This is a genomic window from Marinovum sp. E3, assembly GCF_055755275.1.
In genome coordinates, this window is sequence record NZ_CM146908.1 from 1,254,272 (window position 1) to 1,274,558 (window position 20,287).

Below are 20,287 nucleotides of genomic sequence, written 5' to 3' on the forward strand. Positions count from 1 at the left end.
CTCCGTATCTTGCGGGAAGCATAACAGCAGATGGCGGAAAACCGAGCGGAAACAGGCCGGCGCAGGCTGTGCCGGAGGGCGGGTCATGGTTCTGGAGAAGTGGTGGGCGACCTTGGAATCGAACCAAGCGTGCGTCTCCGCGAGGGAACCGCAGGTGGCCGCTGCCACATGCCAGGGAACGCGGGATCGATCCGGGGGATCGATCGGTATCCAGCCGCGCAGGCTGTGCCGGAGGGCGGGTCATGGTTCTGGAGAAGTGGTGGGCGACCTTGGAATCGAACCAAGCGTGCGTCTCCGCGAGGGAGTTACAGTCCCCTGCCACACCTTGCGGCCTGTCGCCCACTGTGTGGGGCTGATTAATGATGGGGCCGGGGGAGGTCAAGCCGGAAATCCGGGAAAATTTGCCGGCCCGCATCTTTTCTTGCGGGGGGCATTTGCGCCCGGTAAGGGGCGGCGGGTTGCGCCATGGGGCGCGGGCGGCCATTGTCGCCAGAGGCGAAGGGGATTGCGATGAAAAAGCCCAAGTGGGTTGTCGAAAAGGAACAGGCCAAACGGGCGGCGGCGGCTGAAACCGTCTGGCTCTTTGGCATCCATGCGGTGCGCGATGCGCTGGAAAATCCGGCCCGCGAAAAGCTGCGGCTGATCGTGACGCGCAATGCCGCAGCCAAGCTGGACGCGGCCATCGCCGCCAGCGGCCTGACCCCCGAAGAGGCCGATCCGCGCAAGTTCCCGGCCCCGATCGATCCGCAATCGGTGCACCAGGGCGCGGCGCTCGAGGTCAAGCCGCTGGCCTGGGGCTCGCTCGAGGATGTGGCGCTGGCCGACGGGCCGGGGGCGCAGCGGCTCTTGCTGCTCGACCGGGTGACCGATCCGCACAACGTGGGCGCCATCCTGCGCTCGGCCGAGGTCTTTGGCGCCCGCGCGGTGATCGCCCCGCGCCACCACAGTGCGCCCGAGACCGGTGCGCTGGCCAAGACCGCCAGCGGCGCGCTGGAGCGGCAGCCCTATCTCAGGGTGCGCAACCTCGCCGATACGATCCTCGCATTGCAGGAGATGGGCTATATCGTCCTCGGACTGGCCGGCGAAGCCGAGCAGACCATCGAACAGGCGCTCGAGGGCCGCGCCGACCGGCCGGTGGCGCTGGTGCTGGGCGCCGAGGGGCCGGGGCTGCGTGAACGCACGCGCGAGACCTGCGACGCGCTAGTCCGGATCGATTTCGCCGGCGCCTTCGGTTCGCTCAATGTCTCCAATGCTGCCGCCGTGGCGCTTTATGCCAGCCTGAGCCGCGGCTGAAGGCTTTCAATTCGCGGTGCCGTGCTTAGGTTGGAGGGCACACATCACGGAGGATGCGATGCCGCAGGGCACAAAGATCGCCACATGTTGTTATTGCGGCACCCGCGCCGCGCTGATCCTGACCGGCAAGACGCGGCACGAGCTGAGCTGTCAGGGCTGCGGCGCGCCGCTGCATGACCTCAAGATGATGCCCGGCCCCCGCGCCGAAGTGCCCAGACAGGCGAAGGCCTCCAGGACGCCGAAGGCCGGCAAACGCAAGTCCGCGACGCCCAATCCGCTCTGGGAGATGAAGCGCGACGACAGCTACAAGCGCAAGAAGAAGAAAAAGAAACGCGGCGTAAGCTGGTTTCTGGAAGAGGCCTTCGACGTGATCGAGGAAATTTTCGACTGACCGGGAGGACAACATGGGGAAAGCCAGGACTTACGACGGTAAGGACATCGCCATCTCTTTCGACATGTCGCGCTGCATCCACGCGCGCAATTGCTATCTCAAGCTGCCGCAGGTCTTCGACCCGTCGCGCCGGCCCTGGGTCGACCCCGATGCCGCCCCGGCCGAGGACATCGCGGCGATGATCCGCACCTGTCCCTCCGGCGCCTTGACCTATGCCCGCCGCGATGGCGGCCGCGACGAGACGCCGCCGGCGATCAATCGCGTCGCTGTCTGGGAAAACGGGCCGCTGGCTCTGGCCGGAGATTTGCAGATGGGCGAGGACCGGATGCAGCGCGCCACGCTCTGCCGCTGCGGGCTCTCCGCGACCAAGCCGTTCTGCGATCACAGCCACGTCAAGGGCGGGTTCCAGGCCACGGGCGAGCCGGCGGAGGCCGAAGGCGAGGCGCAGGCGCCCGGGCCGCTGAAGATCACCTGCCGCGAGAACGGGCCGCTGGTGCTGGTCGGCCCGGCCGAGGTGACCACCGGCACCGGCCGGCGGGTGAAACAGGCGGGCCGGCTCTTTCTCTGCCGCTGCGGCCAGTCCGGCAACAAGCCTTTCTGTGACGGAAGTCACAAGGAGGCCGGCTTTACCGCGGATCCGGTCTGACGCGATGGGACGGCGGCGGGATGGTCTTTCCAATTCGCGCGGCCTCCTTTATCCCGAGCGGCAGAATTCAGGAGGCGTGCCATGGAATATGTGACCCCGGGGCCGGTCGAAGAGAACTGGAGCGAGGCGATCTCTCCGGTCGAGGAGATCATCAACGAGGCCCGCAACGGCCGGATGTTCATCCTTGTCGATCACGAAGACCGCGAGAACGAGGGCGATCTGGTGATCCCCGCGCAGATGGCGACGCCGGATGCGATCAATTTCATGGCCACCAATGGCCGCGGGCTGATCTGCCTGACCCTGCCGGGCGAGCGGGTCGATGCGCTGGGCCTGCCGCCGATGGTGACCAACAATTCCTCGCGCACCGAGACGCCCTTTACGGTGTCGATCGAGGCGCGCGAAGGCGTCAGCACCGGGATTTCGGCGCATGACCGGGCGCTCACGGTGGCGGTGGCCATCGATGGCAGCTCCACCGCCTCGGATATCTCGTCGCCGGGCCATGTCTTTCCGTTGCGCGCGCGTGATGGCGGCGTGCTGGTGCGGGCCGGCCATACCGAGGCCTCGGTCGATGTCAGCCGGCTGGCCGGGCTCAACCCCTCGGCGGTGATCTGCGAGATCATGAACGAGGACGGCACCATGGCGCGGCTGCCGGAACTGGTGTCCTTTGCCCAGAAACACGGGCTGAAGATCGGCACGATTTCCGATCTGATCGCCTATCGGCGGCGGCATGACAATCTGGTCAAGGAAACCGCGACACAGGAAGTGGTCTCGGCCTTCGGCGGCGACTGGGTGCTGCGGGTCTTTACCGACGTCACCGAAGGTGTCGAGCATGTGGTGCTGACCAAGGGCGACGTGACCTCGCCCGAGCCGGTGCTGGTGCGGACCCATGCGCTTTCGGCCTTGCAGGACGTGCTGGGGATCGGCAATTCCGGCGAGCTGCGCAAGGCGATGGAGATCATCGCGCGCGAGGGCAGGGGCGTTGTCTGCCTGTTCCGCAATCCGCAGGCGCGGGTCATTCGCGAAGAGGCCGAGGAGGGGCCCAAGACAGTGCGCGAGATCGGTCTGGGCAGCCAGATCCTCTCGACCATGGGTCTGTCGAAGCTGATCCTGCTGAGCGACCACGAGGCGACGCGTTATGTCGGCCTCGACGCCTATGGGCTTGAAATCGTGGGCACCCGCCCGATCACGGAGTAACAAGAGATGGCCGAAGCCGAGACCCACTACATCCTGCCGCGCGCCGAATTCGACAAGCCGGTGAAGATCCTCATCGTGGTGGCGCCCTATTACAAGGCCATCGCCGACAATCTGGTGGCCGGCGCCAAGGCCGAGATCGAAGCCTCGGGCGGCACCTGGGAGCTGATCGAGGTGCCCGGCGCGCTCGAGGTGCCCTCGGCGATCGGCATCGCCGAGCGGATGAGTAACTTCGACGGCTATGTGGCGCTGGGCTGCGTGATCCGCGGCGAGACCACTCATTATGAAACGGTGTGCAACGACAGCTCGCGCGGGATCACCCTGCTGGGGCTTCAGGGGCTTTGCATCGGCAATGCCATCCTCACGGTGGAAAACATGACCCAGGCCGAGGTTCGGGCCGATCCGGACCGCGGCAACAAAGGCGGCGGGGCGGCTGCGGCGGCCTTGCATCTGGTGGCACTCAGCCGTAAATGGGGCGCTTCGCGTGACGGTGTGGGATTCCGCCCGGCGCGAGACGAATACCAGATAGCCGCCGACATGAAGAGCACCCCGACCGCATGAGTGACGAGACCGAAGCCTCCGCCCCCAAGGCGCTGTCAGGCAATCAGAAGCGCAAGATGAAATCCGCCGCCCGGCTTTATGCCGTGCAGGCGCTGTTTCAGATGGAGGCGCGCGGCCAATCCGTGCCTTCGGTGACGCATGAGTTTGTCGAACACCGCTTTGGCGCGGTCTACGAGGGCGACGAGATGGTCGAGGGCGATGTCAGCCTGTTCGGCCAGCTGGTGGCGGAGGCGGTCAACCATCAGGCCAGGATCGACCAGATGACCGACCGGGCGCTGGTGGCGAAATGGCCGATCGCGCGAATCGACCCGGTGCTGCGGGCGTTGTTCCGCGCCGCCGGCGCCGAGCTTGTCGAGGGCGAGGCGCCGCCGCGGGTGGTGATCAAGGAGTTCGTCGACGTGTCCGGCGCCTTCTTTCCCGAGGGCCGCGAGCCGCAGTTCGTCAACGCGGTGCTCGATCACATGGCGCGCGAGGCCCGCCCCGAGGCATTCTGAGCGAAAAAACGCCGGATGACGTGATGTCGCAGCGGCTTTTCATATCGCTTTGGCGTGATATCCTGTATGCTGAACGGCAAGCGCCACATTCCTTGGGGCGCCGGGAGAGGGATTACGATGCGAGAGCCGCAATTGCCGAAACTTGTCCGTCAGTACTTCAAGCACGTCTTGATCGGGTTCCTGGCCTCGGCGGTCTTCGTGATCATGCTGCTGGGTTTCAACATCGCCAATCTCGCGCATCTGGTTGCCACGTCGCCGCTGGGTATCCTTGCCGTGTTCCTGCTCTGGGTGGTTAACGGCATCGTTTTCGCCGGGGTGCAATTCGGCATTTCCACAATGGGCGATGACGATGACGACACCCCCGGCGGGGGCCTGCGCGCGCCGGTACGCGAATATGCCCCGGTGCGGGTGCCGGTCGCGAAGCCGCGCCGCAGGATCTGACGTCGGGGCCGCGTGGTGCCCGGCTTTTCGTGAAGGTGCGCAGGCGTTGCGCGCCTTTTTTCATGCCATGACGTTTTTGCCGTGATTGTTTTCGTGCCGTGACGGCAGGGAAGCCGCCAGGGGCGGCGATCTGGTGGAAAACGGCGGGCCCGCAAACGCGACCGTGGGGTTATCTCATTCCCGAGGACCTGTATATACAGGTGGGCGCCAGGTAACCAGGCCAGGACCAGGACAGAGCCAGCTCCCTCGGAATTGCTTAAGGCCACCGGAATGCAACCGTACACGAGAAGGGCAGCACCCGCCTTCACGCCAGATAGGGGCTCCGTGGCGCGGCGGCAAGGGGGGCGGGAAAGAAATCCCGGCCCGGCTGCGGCGAACGGGCGGAGGCGCGGCCCCTGCCGCCTGTGGCGAAATCCCCGAGGGGGCTTGAAAACAGAAGAAGATCAGGCGCTGTCCTAGCCGTCGGAGGCGCTGCGGAACTTGTAGCGGTCAAGCTCTTCGGGCAGGAGCAGGTAGATTTCATCCGGCGGTGTGGCCAGCGCATGGCGCATCACCAGCGGGTCGATGCCCATCTCTGCCAGATAGCCCATGACCTCGCCCTGACCGCGCTGGATGTCTTCCACCGCGACAAAGGCGGGCAGCAGGGAGCTTTCGCCGAAGTAGTGCTGATGGACCCCGACCGAGGCCGTGGCGTCGATCACGCGGCTGCTGCCGCCGGCCAACAGATAGGGGCAGGCAGAGTAACAGAATTCGCCTGCCAGCATCTGCGTCTCGATCCCCCTGGCGCGCAGGTGGCGGCCGAGAGTCAGCGCCTCGGCCACGGCGCCGCCGGGGGATTGCAGGATCAGCCGCTCCGGCACCGGCTCGGCGCTCTCGAGCTGGTCGATGATGCGGCTGGCGTCGCCCTCGGCAATGGTGCCTTCGAGCCGCCAGGTGCCGCCTTCGGCGGGGGTGAGAACAAGGCGGTCCGGCAGGGTGCCGGGATCCCGCAGGGGCTGTGTCGCCGGGCGGTCGCGGCCCGGATCGAAGACCCGGCGCTGGTCGCCCGGTCGCACCGGTTCGGACAGCCGCGGCGTGTCGGTCCAGAGTTTCGGCAGCCGCAGCCCGCCGCGCTGCACATCGCCCACCACCAGCAGCACGCCGATGCCGACCTGAAACACCAGCACGCCGGTGAGGATGCGGGCAATGGCGCTGCCGGCGCTCATGTGGATTTGCCGGTCAGCGGGTGGACCTTGCCGCCGTCCTTGCCGGTCTCGGGCTGGGGCTCGCTGTCGGCTGCGGGGGGCTCTGCCGGGGTCTCGGGCACCTGGCGCATGGCGGTTTCGACATCGCGCAGGGCGGCCAGGGCGGCGCGCAGCTCGGCCAGGGTCATCGTGTCCTCGACCCCGGCCCCGTCGCGGCCGGCGCGAATCGCCGCCTGGGTGATGGCGAGAATGAAGACCAGCACCGCCGGCAGCAGGTCGATGGCAATCGCCCCCGCCCAGGAGGGCACGAAATTGCCGGCATAGAGGATGACCGCGTCGGCCGAGGAGATCGGCGCATAAGAGACCTCGGGCGGCGGCGCGAGGGTGCGGACATCGCGGGCGGCGTTTTCCAGTGTGGCGGCGCGGCGGACCAGCACGTCGAGCACCGAGGTGATGGTGGCGGCCTGATCGCCGCGGTTCTGTTCGGTGGCGCCATCCAGCTCGGGCAGCACGACAGAGGCCGCGAGATCCTGCGCCGCGCGTTCCACCAGCGGTGCCACCGAGAGCTGACGCAGCTGGGTGATCAGCCCTTGCAGTTCGACCGCCAGTTCGGAGAATTCCACCGACCGGGGTTCGACCGCGCCGGGCTCGACCGTCAGGGCGCGCATCCGGCTGAGCAGGGCGTTGCCCTGGGTGAAGGCGGTCTCGACCCGGGGGGTCTGGGCGGCGATCTGCGCCTCGAGCGCGGCCAGCTCTTCGGATTTCTGCCGCAGCACGCGGAACACCGCCCCGCGCCCCGCCAGCCCCGAGAGATTGCCGGTCGCCTCCTGTTCCGAGAGATCCTCGAAGCCCTGGCGCACCCGGGAGACATCGCGCTCCAGCGCCTGGCCGGTGAGCGCCACCTCATGCGCCCGTTCGAGCGAAGTCTGATAGCGTTGCACGGTTTCGGCCAGGTGCTGTTCGACGGCCGCAGAGCCGGCCAGCGCGGCGGCATTGAGCCAGGATGACATGGCAACGATGGCCAGCGAGCCCAACCCCATGGCGGCCAGCAGGCCGATGCGGGCCTGGGCGGTGCGCACCGCAGGAAACAGCCGCATCATGTAGGACCAGAAGACAAAGATGCCGACCGAGACCGCGACCGAATAGGCGATGGCGGCAAAGACCGACATGGCGCCGTTCTCGTCCAGCAGCGAGGAGACCCCGAGATAGGTGTAGATCCCCGAGGCCACCGCCAGCACGCCGAGCGCGGTGCCGGAAAAGGTGTCGAGCCAGCCGAGATGGCCCTGCAATTCGCGCGCATGGCGCACGCCGCGCGCCTGCGCTTCGGTCAATTCGGTCTCTTTGGCCATTCTGTCCTCGACGGTTGCAGGATTGAAAATATGAGGGCCGGTGGATTTGGCAACGGCGGGGCGGCAGGGGATTGTCAACGTTCGCCTTATGTTCCAGTATTTACCGCATGAGCACCGCGTCCAGACCCGACCCGACCGCCGATCTTGCCACAGATCTCATGCCCGGCCAGCTTCTGGCGCGCGGGGTATGCCGCCACATGGCGAGCCTGGGGTTTGTCACCGTCGAGGAACTGGTGGTGACCCGGGGCTTGCGGGTCGACGTGATGGCGCTTGGGCCCAAGGGCGCGCTCTGGGTGATCGAATGCAAATCCTCGCGCAGCGATTTCATCACCGATCGCAAGTGGCAGGGATATCTGGAATGGTGCGACCGTTATTTCTGGGCGGTGGACGCGGCCTTTCCGACCGATCTTCTGCCCGAGGGCACCGGGCTTATCATGGCCGATGCCTATGATGCCGAGGTGCTGCGCATGGGCGAAGAGAGCAGGCTTGCGCCGGCGCGGCGCAAGAAGATGATCCAGTGTTTTGCCACCCATGCTGCCCGCCGGCTTCAGGCGTTGCGCGATCCCGGTGCGCGGATCGAGATGTGACGGCGGGCCTCAGCGGCGCTTGCCGGCCTTTTCGGCGGCGGCGGCCGCGGCGGTCAGCTCTTCGGCGATCTCGCGTGCCTCGTCGGGGTCGAAATCCATCGGAATCTCGATACCATCGGCGCTCACGAAGAGGCGCACCATGCCGGCGTCGGTTGGGCCAATCTGAAGATTGGCCTCGATGTCACGTTCGGAATTGATACCCATGATAGCCTCCTTCTGGCCGCCTCTGACAAGGCCGGATCGGGCTACAGGAGGCGGCGCGGAAAGGCAAGAGATGCAACAGGAGGTGACATTGCGCGCCCTGCGGCAGGGCGATGTGGACTGGCTGACCCGGGCGCATGGCCGGCTTTATGCCCGCGACGAGGGATTCGACGCCAGTTTCGAGACATTGGTGGGCCAGGTGCTGGCGGATTTCCTGCGCGATATGGATCCGGCCTGCGAAGCCGGCTTCGTGGCCCAACGGGGCGGGGCGCGGCTGGGCAGCATCCTCTGCGCCCGCGAGGATGCCACGATCGCGCGGCTGCGGCTGTTCCTGCTGCTGCCAGAGGCGCGGGGGCGGGGCCTGGGCCGCTGGATGCTGGGGCGCTGCACGGGGTTCGCGCGAGAGGCGGGATACAGCCGCATGGTGCTGGCCACCCATCGCAGCCATGCCGCGGCCTGCGCGCTTTATGCCAGCACCGGCTGGCGCCTGCTGGACAGCCGGCCGGTCACCAGCTTTGGCGTCGAGCTGGAAGAGATGCGCTGGGAGGTGGATTTGTGAGCGGTTTCGGCAGAATTTTCGCCGCAAACGGCTTGCAATCGACGCGCGTCAGAGCTATTCCGCCTGCCAGTGCCGCCTTAGCTCAGTAGGTTAGAGCGCTTGATTGTGGATCAAGAGGTCGCCCGTTCGAACCGGGCAGGCGGTACCATTTCTCTCTATATATAGACAGATAGTTGTGCGTTCAGCGACGCTGATGAACTTAATCAAGAGCTACACCTAGCTAGGCGCACGAATGATGCGCAGTGAGTTGCTATGATTGATTCTGTTGTCCCCAGCGAGAGGTGTTTGGGAGACAAGGGAGAGTCACGGGTGTGGTATACTAACTGCATATGTACAAGGTGATATACGCTGATCCTGCTTGGGTGTATCAAGACAAAAGCAAGTCTCACGGCGGTGGAGCAGAGCAACACTATAAATGCACTCCAACAGATGAAATGGCTTCTTGGAGGATTCCTGCTGATGAAAAATTCAGTTTGTTTGATGTGGTGTACTTACCCGCAATTGAAAGAGGGCTTTAAGTTATTGGAGGCTTGGGGCTTCAAATATAAGACCATGGCTTTTACTTGGGTAAAGACTAATAAGAACGGAAGTATATATATGGGGATGGGGAGGCATACGCGAGCAAACGCGGAAATATGCCTCTTGGGGACAAAAGGAAAGGGGGTACCACGTCAAAGTGCGTCAATTTACAACACACAACTTCATCAACGCGGTAGGCATTCTGAAAAACCCGAAGCTTTTCGAGCATCAATTGAAGAACTCTACGGCGACGTACCTAGGCTCAGGATGCATTGATTTCGGCCGCACCGCGTGATTCACGGCTCTTAAAACGGAGCTGTGACATGAGCGATCTTTTCTGGCTGACCGACGCGCAGATGGCGCGTCTGAAGCCCTTCTTTCCGAAATCGCACGGAAAGCCGCGCGTTGACGACAAGCGTGTGTTGAGCGGCATAATCTTTATCAATCGTAATGGCTTGCGCTGGCGTGACGCTCCTGCCGCCTACGGCCCGCACAAGACGCTCTACAGCCGATGGAAGCGTTGGAGCGAGAAAGGCATCTTCGCGCGGATGATGGCGGGTCTGGCCGCCCTGCACGGCGAGAAGAATACAGTGATGATCGATGCGACCTACCTGAAGGCACATCGCACGGCGTCCAGCCTGGGCGTGAAAAAAGGGGGCGTGGTCGCCTGATCGGTCGCACCAAGGGCGGCATGAACACCAAACTGCACGCCATCTGCGACAGTCAGGGGCGCCCGCTCGACCTGTTCGTCACCGCCGGTCAGGTCAGCGATTACATCGGCGCGCGGGCATTGCTCAGCGGCCTTCCAAAAGTCAATTGGCTGCTCGGGGATCGCGGCTACGATGCCGACTGGTTCCGGGAAGCGTTGAAAGACAAAGGGATACGCGCCTGCATCCCAGGTCGAAAGCAACGCAAGACCCCGGTCAAATACGACAAGCGCCGATACAAGCGGCGCAACCGCATCGAGATCATGTTCGGAAGGCTCAAGGACTGGAGGCGCGTCGCGACCCGCTATGACCGCTGTCCAAAGGTATTCCTCTCTGCCATAGCCCTCGCAGCTATTGTCATCTATTGGTTATGAATCCTGACCCTAGGATAGAATTATTTGCTAGAAAGTCGTCGCCCGGTTGGGACATATGGGGAAATGAGGTCCACTCTGATATTAAGCTAGCTGCATAATAGTAGAGAGGCCGCCCGAAGACGACCTCCCCATCAGACCTTACAGCCCGAAGTACTTCAGAAGCCAACCCAGAGCGATAACGCCCAGGGACAGTTCCATACGGTACTTCGTACCGTTCGACCTGCTGGCTTCGAGAATCAAAGTAGCCCGCATTACACGTGCCTCCCTCTCTGCTCGTGCGCGGGTCCCTTATGGTAGCGGTCTACGCGCATTAGGCCAGTTGCCGGGATTCTGTGTTTGAAGAGAGCACAAGGGTCCGGCAACCACCGCTCTCAACTGGAGAATGTATGTCGCGCCTTTGAGTCGTGCAAGTCCGAACATTGCTCATCATGCTGGCCTTTGAAGCTCAAAGAACCAAGGAGACAAAATAGAGTCAATAACTCCTAAGTGTCTGTTAACAAACGGTAGCGTTTCAATTGTGGATCAAGAGGTCGCCCGTTCGAACCGGGCAGGCGGTACCATCTCCAACCTGACAAATGTCACGACGCCCCGCATGGCGCAGGTGTCCAATCCCGCCGCTGGCGTCGGGTTGGCTGAGCGGCGAGGCGCGAAAAGAGAGTAAATTTCTGCCGCCTTAACCAATTATTAAGGGCGATTAATCAACTTAAAAGCGATTTCGGGGTTAAGGCATTCTGGAGAGATCGCGATGACGTTGCGCCGGTCGGCAGTGACCATGGCCATTCCGGTGGCCTTTCTGGGGGCGATGGGCCTCTGGACCGGGCCGGCGGCGCATTGGCTGGCGCAGGGGCCGATTCAGCAGGGCCATGCCGAGGTCTCCTGTCAGGGTTGTCACACGCCCAGCCCCGGCACGACGCGGCAGCAGGTGCAGGCCCGTTTCGCCTTTGCCATCGGGCGGCGCGACAGCGATGTCGATTTCGGCAATGGCCCGGTGACCAGCGATCACTGTCTGGCCTGCCACGCGCGGCCGAACGAGCGACATCCGATCTATCGTTTCCGCGAGCCGCGGTTTGAACCGGCGTTGCGCACGGTCCGCGCCGACAGCTGCCTTGGCTGCCACTCCGAGCATGACGCGGCGCGGGTGTCTGCCACGCCCGATATTTGCAGCGCCTGTCATGGCGATCTGACGCTGGCCCGAGATCCGGTGAACATCCCGCATGACCGGCTGATCGCGGAGGAGAAATGGGAAAGCTGCCTGGGCTGTCACGATTTCCACGGCAACCATGTCTTCGAGCCGCCGACCCGTGTGCAGGCGATGATCCCCGGCGCCGCCATCCGCGCCTATTTTCATCAGGGCGCGGGGCCCTACGGCACCTTCAAACATTTCGAGGCAAAGCCGGAATGAGTTTCAGGATCATCGTCGCATTTGGCTGTTTCACCTGTCTGGCGATCTATCTGGTAGTCACCGCGCCGCCGCCGCTGCCGCTCGAGGCCAGCCGCGCCGGGGCCGGGCGCAGCCTGCCGGTGGCGCGGATGTTCGACGCGGTAAATGCGATCAACGATGCGGCGCGGGCGACCTATACGGCGCGGATCGTCGGCCCCGGCGGCAAGGCGGGGCTGAAATTCGGCGAGGACTGGGCCGAGCCGGGGGTCGACAAGGGGCCGTTGCCGGCGCTGTTCCTGCGGCTGACGGCGGCGCGGATCGAGGCCAGGCCGCCGCGCCTGGGGCTCTATCTCGGCTCGGATGCGCCGATCAACGCTTCGAATCTGTTTGCCGGGCCGCAGGCGACGGCCTTTGCCCGGGTCCGCGCCACCAAGGCGCCGGTGTTTTCCACTTCGGAGCGCGGCGATCAGGTGGCGATGTACCCCGATTTCGCCAGCGCCGCGCCATGTGTGAGCTGCCACAACGACCATCCCGACAGCCCGCGCAAGGATTGGCAGCTCGACGCGGTGATGGGGGCCACGACCTGGACCTATCCCGAGGCCGCGTTGAATGCCGACAGCGCGCTCGAGGTGACCGAAGCCTTTTACCGTGCGGTCGAAGAGGCCTATCAGCGCTATCTCGACAAGGCGGCGGGTTTCGCCGTTCCGGTGACGATCGGCGCGGCCTGGCCCGAGGCGGGCGCGCCGGTGCTGCCCGACAGCGCGACCTTCATGGCCGAGGTCCGGGCCCGGGCGGGCGGGGCGGTGATGCGCGCGCTGATCCTGAGCGGCGGCGAGGGCGGGGCATGACCGAGATTCTGTTGCGCATCCGGCGGCGGCCCTACGTGATGCTCGGGTTGCTGGCGCTCGCCTTTGCCGTCGCGGCGCTGACCGCCGGCACGGCCTTTCGGCCCTGGCCCCTGGGCGGAACGCTGACCTGGCAGGTGGTGACCGGCACGCTGCTGCTGACCGGCATGGGCTATCAATGGATGCTGCTGCGCGCCCGCACCGGCGGCACCGCGGCCGATGTCCGGCGCCATTATGCCGCGCATCGCTGGGTCGGGGTCGGGCTGGTGCTTGTCTTTGCGTTGCATGCGGTGCGCTTCGGCCATGCCTGGACTTCGGCGCTGGCGCTGTGCTTTGTCGCCATCGCCGCCACCGGCCTGCTGAACCGCGAGGTCATTCCCTATCGCAGCCGCTGGCTCTACCGGGCCTGGCTCTGGATGCACATCGCCCTGTCCTCGGCGCTGATTCCGCTGGTCGCGCTGCACATCTGGGTGGCGCTCACCTATCAGTGAGCTCCACCTCCTGGGTCATCCGCCCGGTGACCCGATCAAAGATCAGGATGCGGTTGTCGCCGGTCACCACCGCCACCCAGCCGGTGCCGAAGGTCACCGCCTGGGCCTCCACCCCGGCGGGCAGGCTGAGATCTTCGGGCAGCTGCGGCCCGGGATCGCGGAAGCGGATGACAATCAGCGCGATGATCAGTATGACCCCTGCGATCATCACGCCCGTGAGCACGGTCACCAGCAGGCGCAGAAAGCGCAGGTTGGCCGGTTCGGGCAGCTCCGCCTGCGTTTCAGAAGGGTCATCCATGCCGGAACTCCGTTTCACCATCGGCGCCAATCCGCCCGGACGTCTTGATAAGGCCTTGGCCCGCGATGTGCCAGAGGTGGCGGCCCTGTCGCGCACCCGGCTGGCGCGTCTTCTGGAAAGCGGGGCGGTGCGGCTGGATGGCGCGGTCGAGGTCAATCCCAAGGCCAGGGTCGCCGAGGGCGCCGAAGTGGCGATCACGCTGGAAGAGGCGGAAGAGAGCCATATCCTGCCCGAGGACATTCCGCTTGACGTGCTTTACGAGGACGATCACCTGATCGTCGTCAACAAACCGGTGGGCATGGTGGTGCATCCGGCGCCGGGCACGCCCTCGGGCACGCTGGTCAATGCGCTGCTGCATCATTGCGGCGACACGCTCTCGGGCGTGGGCGGCATGAAGCGGCCGGGGATCGTGCACCGGATCGACAAGGACACCTCGGGCGTGCTGGTGGTGGCCAAGGATGACGCCGCCCACCATGGGCTGGCGGCGCAATTCGAGAAACACACCGCCGAACGCGCCTACAAGGCGGTGGTTTTCGGCGTGCCGGATGCGGCCGATCCGCGACTCAGGGGGCTGCGCGGCATCAGCTTCGAACCCGGCAACGTGCTGAAGGTGACCACGCAACTGGCCCGCCATCGCACCGACCGTCAGAAACAGGCGGTCTGTTTCGAAGGCGGCCGGCATGCGGTGACACGGGCGCGGGTGGTCGAGCGCTTTGGCGCGCCGGCGGCGGTGGCGCTGCTCGAATGCCGGCTGGAAACCGGCCGGACCCATCAGATTCGCGTGCATATGGCCCATGCCGGACATGGGCTGATCGGCGATGCCACCTATGGCGGCAAGCGCAAGATCGCCAAGGGCGCGCTTGCCGAGGCCGGGCAGGGGGCGGTGCAGGGCTTTCCCCGTCAGGCGCTCCATGCCGAGACGCTGGGATTTGTCCATCCGGTCACCGAAGAGCGTCTGAGCTTCACCGCCGCGCTGCCGGAAGACATGGAATTGCTGCTTGCCGCGTTGCGCGGCTGAAACATTTCCAATGCGATGATGCACGAAGGCCCCGGTCCGATCCGCAGGGTCTGTGCATTTGTGCACATGGACACCAATTATTCACGCTCTTATGACAGGTTTTGTCGTGAAGTGCACATGGCTGTGATCCGGCCACATGGGGCTTCCAATCTGAACGGATCGGTACAATTATCGTAATCAAGGTGGATATGTGCTCTTGAAAGGCCCGATTTCCACACCATATGGAATGTTAAAGCCCTAAACATTGGAGGGACCAACATGGCTAACTACGCAAATCTCCCGGCGCCGACGCCCGAAGGCGGCCTGTCGCGCTATTTGCAGGAAATCCGCAAGTTCCCCCTGCTTGAGCCGGAAGAGGAATACATGCTGGCCAAGCGCTGGGTCGAGGAGCAGGACACCGAGGCGGCGCACAAGATGGTCACCTCGCACCTGCGTCTGGCAGCCAAGATCGCCATGGGCTATCGCGGCTACGGTCTGCCCCAGGCCGAGGTCATCTCGGAGGCCAATGTCGGTCTGATGCAGGCGGTCAAGCGCTTCGACCCGGAAAAGGGCTTTCGTCTGGCCACCTATGCCATGTGGTGGATCCGGGCCGCGATTCAGGAATATATCCTGCGGTCCTGGAGCCTGGTGAAACTGGGCACCACCTCGGCACAGAAGAAGCTCTTCTTCAACCTGCGCAAGGCCAAGGCCAAGATCGGCGCGCTGGAAGACGGCGACATGCACCCCGACAACGTGGCGCAGATCGCCACCGATCTGGGCGTGACCGAACAGGAGGTCATCAGCATGAACCGGCGCCTGTCCGGCGGCGATGCCTCGCTCAATGCCACCGTCGGCTCCGAAGGCGAAGGCACCATGCAATGGCAGGACTGGCTCGAGGATGAAGACGCCGACCAGGCCGCCGATTACGAGGAACGCGACGAACTGGAAGCGCGCCGCGCGATGCTGGCCGAGGCGATGGATGTGCTCAACGACCGCGAAAAGGACATCCTGACGCAACGCCGGCTGTCGGATCAGACGGTGACGCTCGAGGATCTGTCCGGCCAATATGACGTCAGCCGCGAACGGATCCGCCAGATCGAGGTGCGGGCGTTCGAAAAGCTGCAAAAGCGGATGAAGGAACTGGCCAAGAAACAGGGCATGGCCGCAATGGCCTGAGCGTTTCCAGAGAGGCCCGAGGGTTTCTTAACGAGTGCGGCGGCCCGGGGGTGACCCCGGGCCGTTTTTTGTCGCCTGCGGGCCGAGCAGGCGCCGGGATCATTGCCAGAGCTGCGTCTGCCAGGTCATCTGCGGGATCTCTGCCACCACTTCGAAGGTGTAATCGGTGGTGAAGGCCCGGCCGTGACGGTCGGTGGCGGTGACGGTCATCACATGCACGCCGTCCGACAGGTCCGAGGGCAGATCGGCACGCCACAGGTGCAGGCTGTTGTCGGTCAGAAGCCAACGCGGAAAGGGGCCGGCGACACCGGACATGCGGTTGCCCTGGAACATGGCATAGCCGGCGGTGTCGTCACCGCCGCGGTCCGACCGGATGGCCAGGCTGCCCTGGGTCGCCTGTTTCAGGATCGCCGCCGGGTCGGCATAGTCGAGCCCGCGGTACTTGGCCTCGCCCTCGCCGGGCTGGGTGCGCGTGGCCACCATCGGCGTGCCGCCATCGATCGACACGGTGACCTCGGTCGATTTGCCGCCGTTCCAGACATTCACCGCGACCCAGCTGTCACCTTCCAGATCGGCGCGGGTCAGCATAAAGGGATCGGCCAGATCGTTGCGCGTCACCGGCGGCAGCACCTTGGAGGGCGTGCCGTAGAGCTCGGCATAGGTGATCAGCGCATCGGCCCATTTGCGGAACCGGGGCGTATTGAACGCGGCGTGGAACTGGCTGTCCTCGGTGGTATGGAAGGTCAGATAGGTATCGACAAAGGTTGCGCCGTCGAAATCCAGCCGGAAATAGCCCCGTGGGCTGCCCAGACGCTGGGTGGCATGCGGCACGCCCTGGGCGTTCAGGTCGCCGGCCCACCAAGAGCCCGACAGCCCGCCGATCACCAGTTGATGAAAGGGCGAGGTCGCCAGACCGGTGGCCGCTTCCCAACCTTCAAAGCCTTCGCCCGGTTCGATGTTTTCGGTGGTGTGGGTGTGGCCCGCCATGGTCAGTACCTTGCGCCCGTCGAGCAGCGCGGCCAGCTCGGCGAGGTTGTCGGTCTGGTGCTTGGCGGCGGTGTTGTCGGTGAAGGTCTGGAACGGGATATGCGCCGTCATCACGATCAGCCTGTCCTCGGGCACCTGCGGCAGCAGGTTGCCCAGCCATTCCATCTGCCGCTCGGAGATCACGCCGTTGTAGGTATGGCTCTTGTCGGTCGAGCAGAAGGGGTGCGGATCGACGCCGTTGCAGGGATAGCGCACATTGTCGAGGCCGATGAAGAGCACGTTGCCGAACTCGGCCGCCCAGTATTCCGGGCCCCATTCGCGGCGGAAGGTGTCAAAGCTGTGGGCATCGGTCTCGGCGTCGAAATCGACGTCATGATTGCCGCCCACCCAATATTGCGGCGTCTGGCCGACGGCGATGATGCGCTTGAAACGCGGATAGAGCGACAGGTCGTCGCCCATCACGTCACCGGCAAAAATCAGGCATTCGGTCGAGGACAGATCGGCGGTTGCCAGCAGCTTGCCGGCGGTTTCGCGGACGTAAGAGACCTCCTGATTGGTATAGGGCTGGGCGTCGCCGAAGGCGAGGCAGCTGAAGCGGTCGCCGGCCGCGTCCTCGATCATGGGAAAGTTGATCGCGGCGGGCAGGGGGCCGGTCGGGGCGATGCCGCCAAAGCGCAGCTCGGGCGAGCCGGCCTGTTTGTGCACATAGGCGAACTGCGGGATCATCTGTTGATCGACCGGGTTGGCATAGCCGGCGGGTTTGATCACGCTCAGGTTCATGTCGTCATAGGCCGGCAGCGCGTAGGTGCCATCGGCGCCGGTTGCCACGACTTCGCGGCCATTGGTCACCAGCGCGCCTCCGATCCCGGTTTCGCCGGCGTCGAGGCGGCTGTTGCGGTTGGCGTCGACAAAGACGGTGCCGCGCGCCATGCCGGCGCTGTCGCCGGCAACGGTTTCGACGGTGCCAATGTAGCTCGCGTCCTTGGCCGCGGCGGGCAGGGCGGCAAGCCCGGCCAGGGCCGCCAGTGAGAGAGAGGAAAGTCGCATGTGGGATGTCCCTTTTGTAAAAGCGCCGAGGCCCAATCTCGCCGCGCTTCGCAAAGGGGATTTTGCGGCGCTGTGAAACTTGAGTGACGCCTCTGTGACAGCGCCGGGCCGGGCGCTTCCGGGTTGCAGCCGCGCCGCAGGTGGCTAGGGTTCGGCGCAAGCATTTCAGGGAGACGAGATCATGGCAGACCACATTCGTTGGGGCATTCTGGGCGCGGCGAAATTTGCCCGGCAACATATGGCTCCGGCCATTCAATCCGCGCGGCGCGGCCGTCTGGCGGCGCTGGCCACCTCGAGCGCGGACAAGGCCCGGCCGTTCCAGGAGCTGACGCCCGGGATCGAGGTGTTCGGGGACTATGACGAGATGCTGGCCAGTGATGCGGTGGACGCGGTCTATGTCCCGCTGCCCAATCACCTGCACGTGGAATGGGCGGAAAAGGCGCTGCGCGCCGGAAAACATGTGCTGGTGGAAAAGCCGCTCGCGATGAAGGCCGGCGCCTTCGACAGCGTGATCGCGCTGCGCGACGAGACCGGGCTTCTGGCGGCCGAGGCCTATATGGTGGTGCACCACCCGCGCTGGCAGAAGGTGCGCGAGCTGGTGCAGGCCGGCGAGATCGGCGAGCTGGTGCTCTGGGACACGGTGTTTTCCTATGACAACCGCGCCGACACCGGCAACATCCGCAACCGCGCCGACACCGGCGGCGGCGCGATCCCCGACATCGGCGTCTATACCTACGGCACCGCGCGTTTCGTGACCGGCGAAGAGCCCGAGGAGATCCTGTCGACCGAGATGCGCTGGGAAGAGGGGGTCGACGTCTGGAGCCATGTGACGGCGCGCTTTCCGTCCTTCCACTTTTCGGGGATCAATTCGATGCGCATGGCGCCTCGTCAGTATGTGGCGATCCAGGGCGACAAGGGCGTCATCACCGTCAAGGCGCCGTTCAACGCCGGGGTCTTCGACCAGGCCGAGCTGACGCTGGAGCGCGCCGGGATGGAGGCGGTGACCTGGCGCTGGCCGGGGGTCAACCACTATGTCTGCCAGGTCGAGAACTTCAACGCCAGCGTGCTGGATGGGGCCGAATATCCCTGCCCTCTGGAATTCTCGCGCGGGACGCAGGCAATGATCGATGCGGTGTTTGAGAAAGCCAGAGCCTGACCGGCCGTCGTGTGCGCCTTTACGGCGCACCCTGGTTCCTGCGGATGTATCTGGCGGAAGGTGCGCCGTGAAGGCGCACCCTACGGGGGGTCACACCGCGCGGATTTGGGTTGCCGCCGGCGGTGTATCGCTGTTGGCATCGATGAATTCGAGCACCAGCGGACGGATGTTGTTGCGCCAGGACTTGCCGGCAAAGATGCCGTAGTGGCCGGCGCCCGGCTCGAGGTGGCTGGCCTTCTTGTTGTCGGGCAGCCCGGTGCAGAGATCGAGCGCGGCGATACATTGGCCCGGTGCGGAGATGTCATCCTTGTCGCCTTCGACGGTTTTCACCGCCACGGTGGTGATCTTGCCGATATCCACCGGTTTGCCGGCGACGGTGAAGGCGTTCTTGGCAATCTCGCTGTTCTTGAAGATCCGCTCGACGGTCGAGAGATAGAATTCCGCCGGCATGTCCATCACCGCGAGATATTCATCATAAAAGCGGTTGTGCGCATCGTGGTCCGAGGCCTCGCCCCGGGCGACACGGCCGATCTGATCGACGAAAGCCTTGGAGTGGCGATCGGCGTTCATCGAGATGAAGGAGGTCAGTTGCAGCAGCCCCGGATAGACCTTGCGGCCGACGCCGGTGTATTTGAAGCCGACCTGCTGGATCATAGATTGCTCGAGCTGGCCCATGGTCACCCGATGGCCGAAATCGGTCACGTCGGTAGGGGTGGCGTCGGGGTCGATCGGGCCGCCGATCAGGGTCAGCGAACGGGGCTGGGCCTCGGGGTCCTCTTCCGCCAGATAGGCGGTGGCGGCCAGCGTCAGCGGCGCCGGCTGGCAGACCGCGATGACGTGGGTATCTGGGCCAAGATGCCGCATGAAATCCACGAGGTAGAGGGTGTAGTCCTCGACATCGAACTTGCCTTCTGACACCGGAATATCACGTGCATTGTGCCAATCGGTGACATAGACTTCACAGTCAGGGAGCAAGGACCGAACTGTCGAGCGAAGGAGCGTGGCATAGTGTCCGGACATAGGTGCAACCAGCAAAACCTTGCGTGGTGCGGGCGTGCGGCCTGCAATCTCGAAGTGAATCAGGTCGCCGAACGGCCGGCTGATTTCGGTGCGGATATTGACCAGGTGATCGCGCCCGTCTTCGCAGGTGATCGAATGGATGCCCCAGTCGGGCTTGACGGCCATGCGTTCGAAAGCCCGCTCGGTCACCGACCCCCACGCCGCGAGCCAGGTCATCGCCGGATTGGGCCACATGGCAAAGGCGGGATAAGAGGCCATCGCCTCGGCCGTCGCGCCGAGCCACTGGTTCGTGTTCCGAAGGGTTTCCATCATATCGTAGGTGACCATGTAACGCATTTGCGTGGGCTCCGGAGCTATGGGGCACTGGCACGCCCCGTTGTTTTTGTCGCTTT

Annotated in this window: 23 protein-coding genes and 2 tRNA genes; 18 read left to right on the plus strand and 7 right to left on the minus strand. The window is 64.6% G+C overall.

Annotated elements, in window-relative coordinates; all coding sequences use genetic code 11:
• Nucleotides 1-257: 257 nt before the first annotated feature.
• Nucleotides 258-341: transfer RNA gene (locus AC0J5K_RS06155), tRNA-Tyr, on the minus strand.
• 169 nt (nt 342-510) lie between these two features.
• Here AC0J5K_RS06155 and rlmB point away from each other — a divergent pair.
• The 7 genes from rlmB to AC0J5K_RS06190 all read left to right on the plus strand — a co-directional run bounded on the left by rlmB (nt 511) and on the right by AC0J5K_RS06190 (nt 5,017).
• Nucleotides 511-1,293, plus strand: a complete 783-nt coding sequence (gene rlmB, locus AC0J5K_RS06160; RefSeq protein ID WP_274563515.1) for a 23S rRNA (guanosine(2251)-2'-O)-methyltransferase RlmB — start codon at nt 511-513, stop codon at nt 1,291-1,293.
• Nucleotides 1,294-1,351: 58 nt separating this feature from the next.
• Nucleotides 1,352-1,684, plus strand: a complete 333-nt coding sequence (locus AC0J5K_RS06165; protein ID WP_274563517.1) for a hypothetical protein — start codon at nt 1,352-1,354, stop codon at nt 1,682-1,684.
• Between the two features lie 13 nt (nt 1,685-1,697).
• Nucleotides 1,698-2,330, plus strand: coding sequence for a CDGSH iron-sulfur domain-containing protein (locus AC0J5K_RS06170; RefSeq protein WP_048532197.1), 633 nt, complete (start codon nt 1,698-1,700; stop codon nt 2,328-2,330).
• An 81-nt stretch (nt 2,331-2,411) separates the two neighbouring features.
• Entirely contained in the window at nt 2,412-3,524 is a 1,113-nt protein-coding gene (ribB, locus tag AC0J5K_RS06175; RefSeq protein WP_048532196.1) for a 3,4-dihydroxy-2-butanone-4-phosphate synthase, read from the plus strand.
• A gap of 6 nt (nt 3,525-3,530) precedes the next feature.
• Nucleotides 3,531-4,082 carry a 6,7-dimethyl-8-ribityllumazine synthase gene (locus tag AC0J5K_RS06180; RefSeq protein ID WP_048532195.1) on the plus strand — a complete coding sequence of 184 codons (552 nt, stop codon included), beginning with the start codon at nt 3,531-3,533 and terminating at the stop codon, nt 4,080-4,082.
• A complete protein-coding gene (nusB, locus tag AC0J5K_RS06185) occupies nt 4,079-4,576 on the plus strand; it encodes a transcription antitermination factor NusB (RefSeq protein ID WP_048532194.1) in 498 nt (165 codons plus the stop codon). The genes AC0J5K_RS06180 and nusB overlap by 4 nt, the downstream gene beginning before the upstream one ends.
• 66 nt (nt 4,577-4,642) lie before the next feature.
• Nucleotides 4,643-5,017, plus strand: coding sequence for a hypothetical protein (locus AC0J5K_RS06190; RefSeq protein WP_306456265.1), 375 nt, complete (start codon nt 4,643-4,645; stop codon nt 5,015-5,017).
• A gap of 455 nt (nt 5,018-5,472) precedes the next feature.
• Here AC0J5K_RS06190 and AC0J5K_RS06195 read toward each other — a convergent pair whose 3' ends face one another.
• Both AC0J5K_RS06195 and AC0J5K_RS06200 read right to left on the minus strand, forming a co-directional pair.
• Nucleotides 5,473-6,222, minus strand: a complete 750-nt coding sequence (locus AC0J5K_RS06195) for a COG3904 family protein (RefSeq protein ID WP_274563527.1) — start codon at nt 6,220-6,222, stop codon at nt 5,473-5,475.
• Entirely contained in the window at nt 6,219-7,550 is a 1,332-nt protein-coding gene (locus AC0J5K_RS06200) for an AAA family ATPase (protein ID WP_274563529.1), read from the minus strand. The genes AC0J5K_RS06195 and AC0J5K_RS06200 overlap by 4 nt, the downstream gene beginning before the upstream one ends.
• Before the next feature lie 107 nt (nt 7,551-7,657).
• Between AC0J5K_RS06200 and AC0J5K_RS06205 the strand changes: the two genes are divergently transcribed.
• Nucleotides 7,658-8,137: an MmcB family DNA repair protein gene (locus tag AC0J5K_RS06205; protein WP_048532191.1), complete on the plus strand. Its 480-nt coding sequence runs from the start codon at nt 7,658-7,660 to the stop codon at nt 8,135-8,137.
• Between the two features lie 9 nt (nt 8,138-8,146).
• Here the strand turns inward: AC0J5K_RS06205 and AC0J5K_RS06210 are convergent, their stop codons facing one another.
• Nucleotides 8,147-8,341 (minus strand): DUF6324 family protein, encoded by a 195-nt coding sequence (locus tag AC0J5K_RS06210; protein ID WP_074838615.1) that lies wholly within the window; start codon nt 8,339-8,341, stop codon nt 8,147-8,149.
• 70 nt (nt 8,342-8,411) lie between these two features.
• Here AC0J5K_RS06210 and AC0J5K_RS06215 point away from each other — a divergent pair, with 70 nt between their 5' ends.
• The 7 genes from AC0J5K_RS06215 (at nt 8,412) to AC0J5K_RS06245 (ending at nt 13,214) form a co-directional block, all read left to right on the plus strand.
• Entirely contained in the window at nt 8,412-8,897 is a 486-nt protein-coding gene (locus AC0J5K_RS06215) for a GNAT family N-acetyltransferase (RefSeq protein WP_274563540.1), read from the plus strand.
• 71 nt (nt 8,898-8,968) lie between these two features.
• Nucleotides 8,969-9,045: transfer RNA gene (locus AC0J5K_RS06220), tRNA-His, on the plus strand.
• A 332-nt stretch (nt 9,046-9,377) separates the two neighbouring features.
• Entirely contained in the window at nt 9,378-9,692 is a 315-nt protein-coding gene (locus tag AC0J5K_RS06225; RefSeq protein WP_473009878.1) for an MT-A70 family methyltransferase, read from the plus strand.
• Between the two features lie 47 nt (nt 9,693-9,739).
• A protein-coding gene (locus tag AC0J5K_RS06230; protein ID WP_420398465.1) for an IS5 family transposase occupies nt 9,740-10,497 on the plus strand; the annotation gives its coding sequence in 2 pieces (ribosomal slippage) (nt 9,740-10,076 and nt 10,076-10,497; 759 coding nt in all).
• A 745-nt stretch (nt 10,498-11,242) separates the two neighbouring features.
• Nucleotides 11,243-11,899, plus strand: a complete 657-nt coding sequence (locus tag AC0J5K_RS06235) for a cytochrome c3 family protein (RefSeq protein WP_274565279.1) — start codon at nt 11,243-11,245, stop codon at nt 11,897-11,899.
• Nucleotides 11,896-12,726: a hypothetical protein gene (locus AC0J5K_RS06240; protein WP_274565278.1), complete on the plus strand. Its 831-nt coding sequence runs from the start codon at nt 11,896-11,898 to the stop codon at nt 12,724-12,726. Before AC0J5K_RS06235 ends, AC0J5K_RS06240 begins: the two co-directional genes overlap by 4 nt.
• Complete coding sequence (locus tag AC0J5K_RS06245; protein WP_274565277.1) at nt 12,723-13,214, plus strand: hypothetical protein; 492 nt, start codon at nt 12,723-12,725, stop codon at nt 13,212-13,214. The genes AC0J5K_RS06240 and AC0J5K_RS06245 overlap by 4 nt, the downstream gene beginning before the upstream one ends.
• Here AC0J5K_RS06245 and AC0J5K_RS06250 read toward each other — a convergent pair.
• Entirely contained in the window at nt 13,201-13,512 is a 312-nt protein-coding gene (locus AC0J5K_RS06250) for a DUF6476 family protein (RefSeq protein ID WP_274565276.1), read from the minus strand. The genes AC0J5K_RS06245 and AC0J5K_RS06250 overlap by 14 nt on opposite strands.
• On the opposite strand from AC0J5K_RS06250, the gene AC0J5K_RS06255 reads away from it, so the two are divergent.
• Both AC0J5K_RS06255 and rpoH read left to right on the plus strand, forming a co-directional pair.
• Complete coding sequence (locus AC0J5K_RS06255; protein ID WP_274565275.1) at nt 13,511-14,530, plus strand: RluA family pseudouridine synthase; 1,020 nt, start codon at nt 13,511-13,513, stop codon at nt 14,528-14,530. The genes AC0J5K_RS06250 and AC0J5K_RS06255 overlap by 2 nt on opposite strands.
• Nucleotides 14,531-14,788: 258 nt before the next feature.
• The gene (rpoH, locus tag AC0J5K_RS06260) at nt 14,789-15,685 is read left to right on the plus strand and encodes an RNA polymerase sigma factor RpoH (protein ID WP_048532183.1); all 897 of its coding nucleotides are present in this window, start codon (nt 14,789-14,791) and stop codon (nt 15,683-15,685) included.
• A 99-nt stretch (nt 15,686-15,784) separates the two neighbouring features.
• Here the strand turns inward: rpoH and AC0J5K_RS06265 are convergent, their stop codons facing one another.
• A complete protein-coding gene (locus AC0J5K_RS06265; RefSeq protein WP_074838596.1) occupies nt 15,785-17,719 on the minus strand; it encodes a calcineurin-like phosphoesterase C-terminal domain-containing protein in 1,935 nt (644 codons plus the stop codon).
• A 181-nt stretch (nt 17,720-17,900) separates the two neighbouring features.
• Between AC0J5K_RS06265 and AC0J5K_RS06270 the strand changes: the two genes are divergently transcribed.
• The gene (locus tag AC0J5K_RS06270) at nt 17,901-18,875 is read left to right on the plus strand and encodes a Gfo/Idh/MocA family protein (RefSeq protein ID WP_274565274.1); all 975 of its coding nucleotides are present in this window, start codon (nt 17,901-17,903) and stop codon (nt 18,873-18,875) included.
• Nucleotides 18,876-18,965: 90 nt separating this feature from the next.
• Here the strand turns inward: AC0J5K_RS06270 and phaZ are convergent, their stop codons facing one another.
• Nucleotides 18,966-20,231 carry a polyhydroxyalkanoate depolymerase gene (gene phaZ / locus AC0J5K_RS06275; RefSeq protein ID WP_048532180.1) on the minus strand — a complete coding sequence of 422 codons (1,266 nt, stop codon included), beginning with the start codon at nt 20,229-20,231 and terminating at the stop codon, nt 18,966-18,968.
• Nucleotides 20,232-20,287 lie beyond the last annotated feature (56 nt).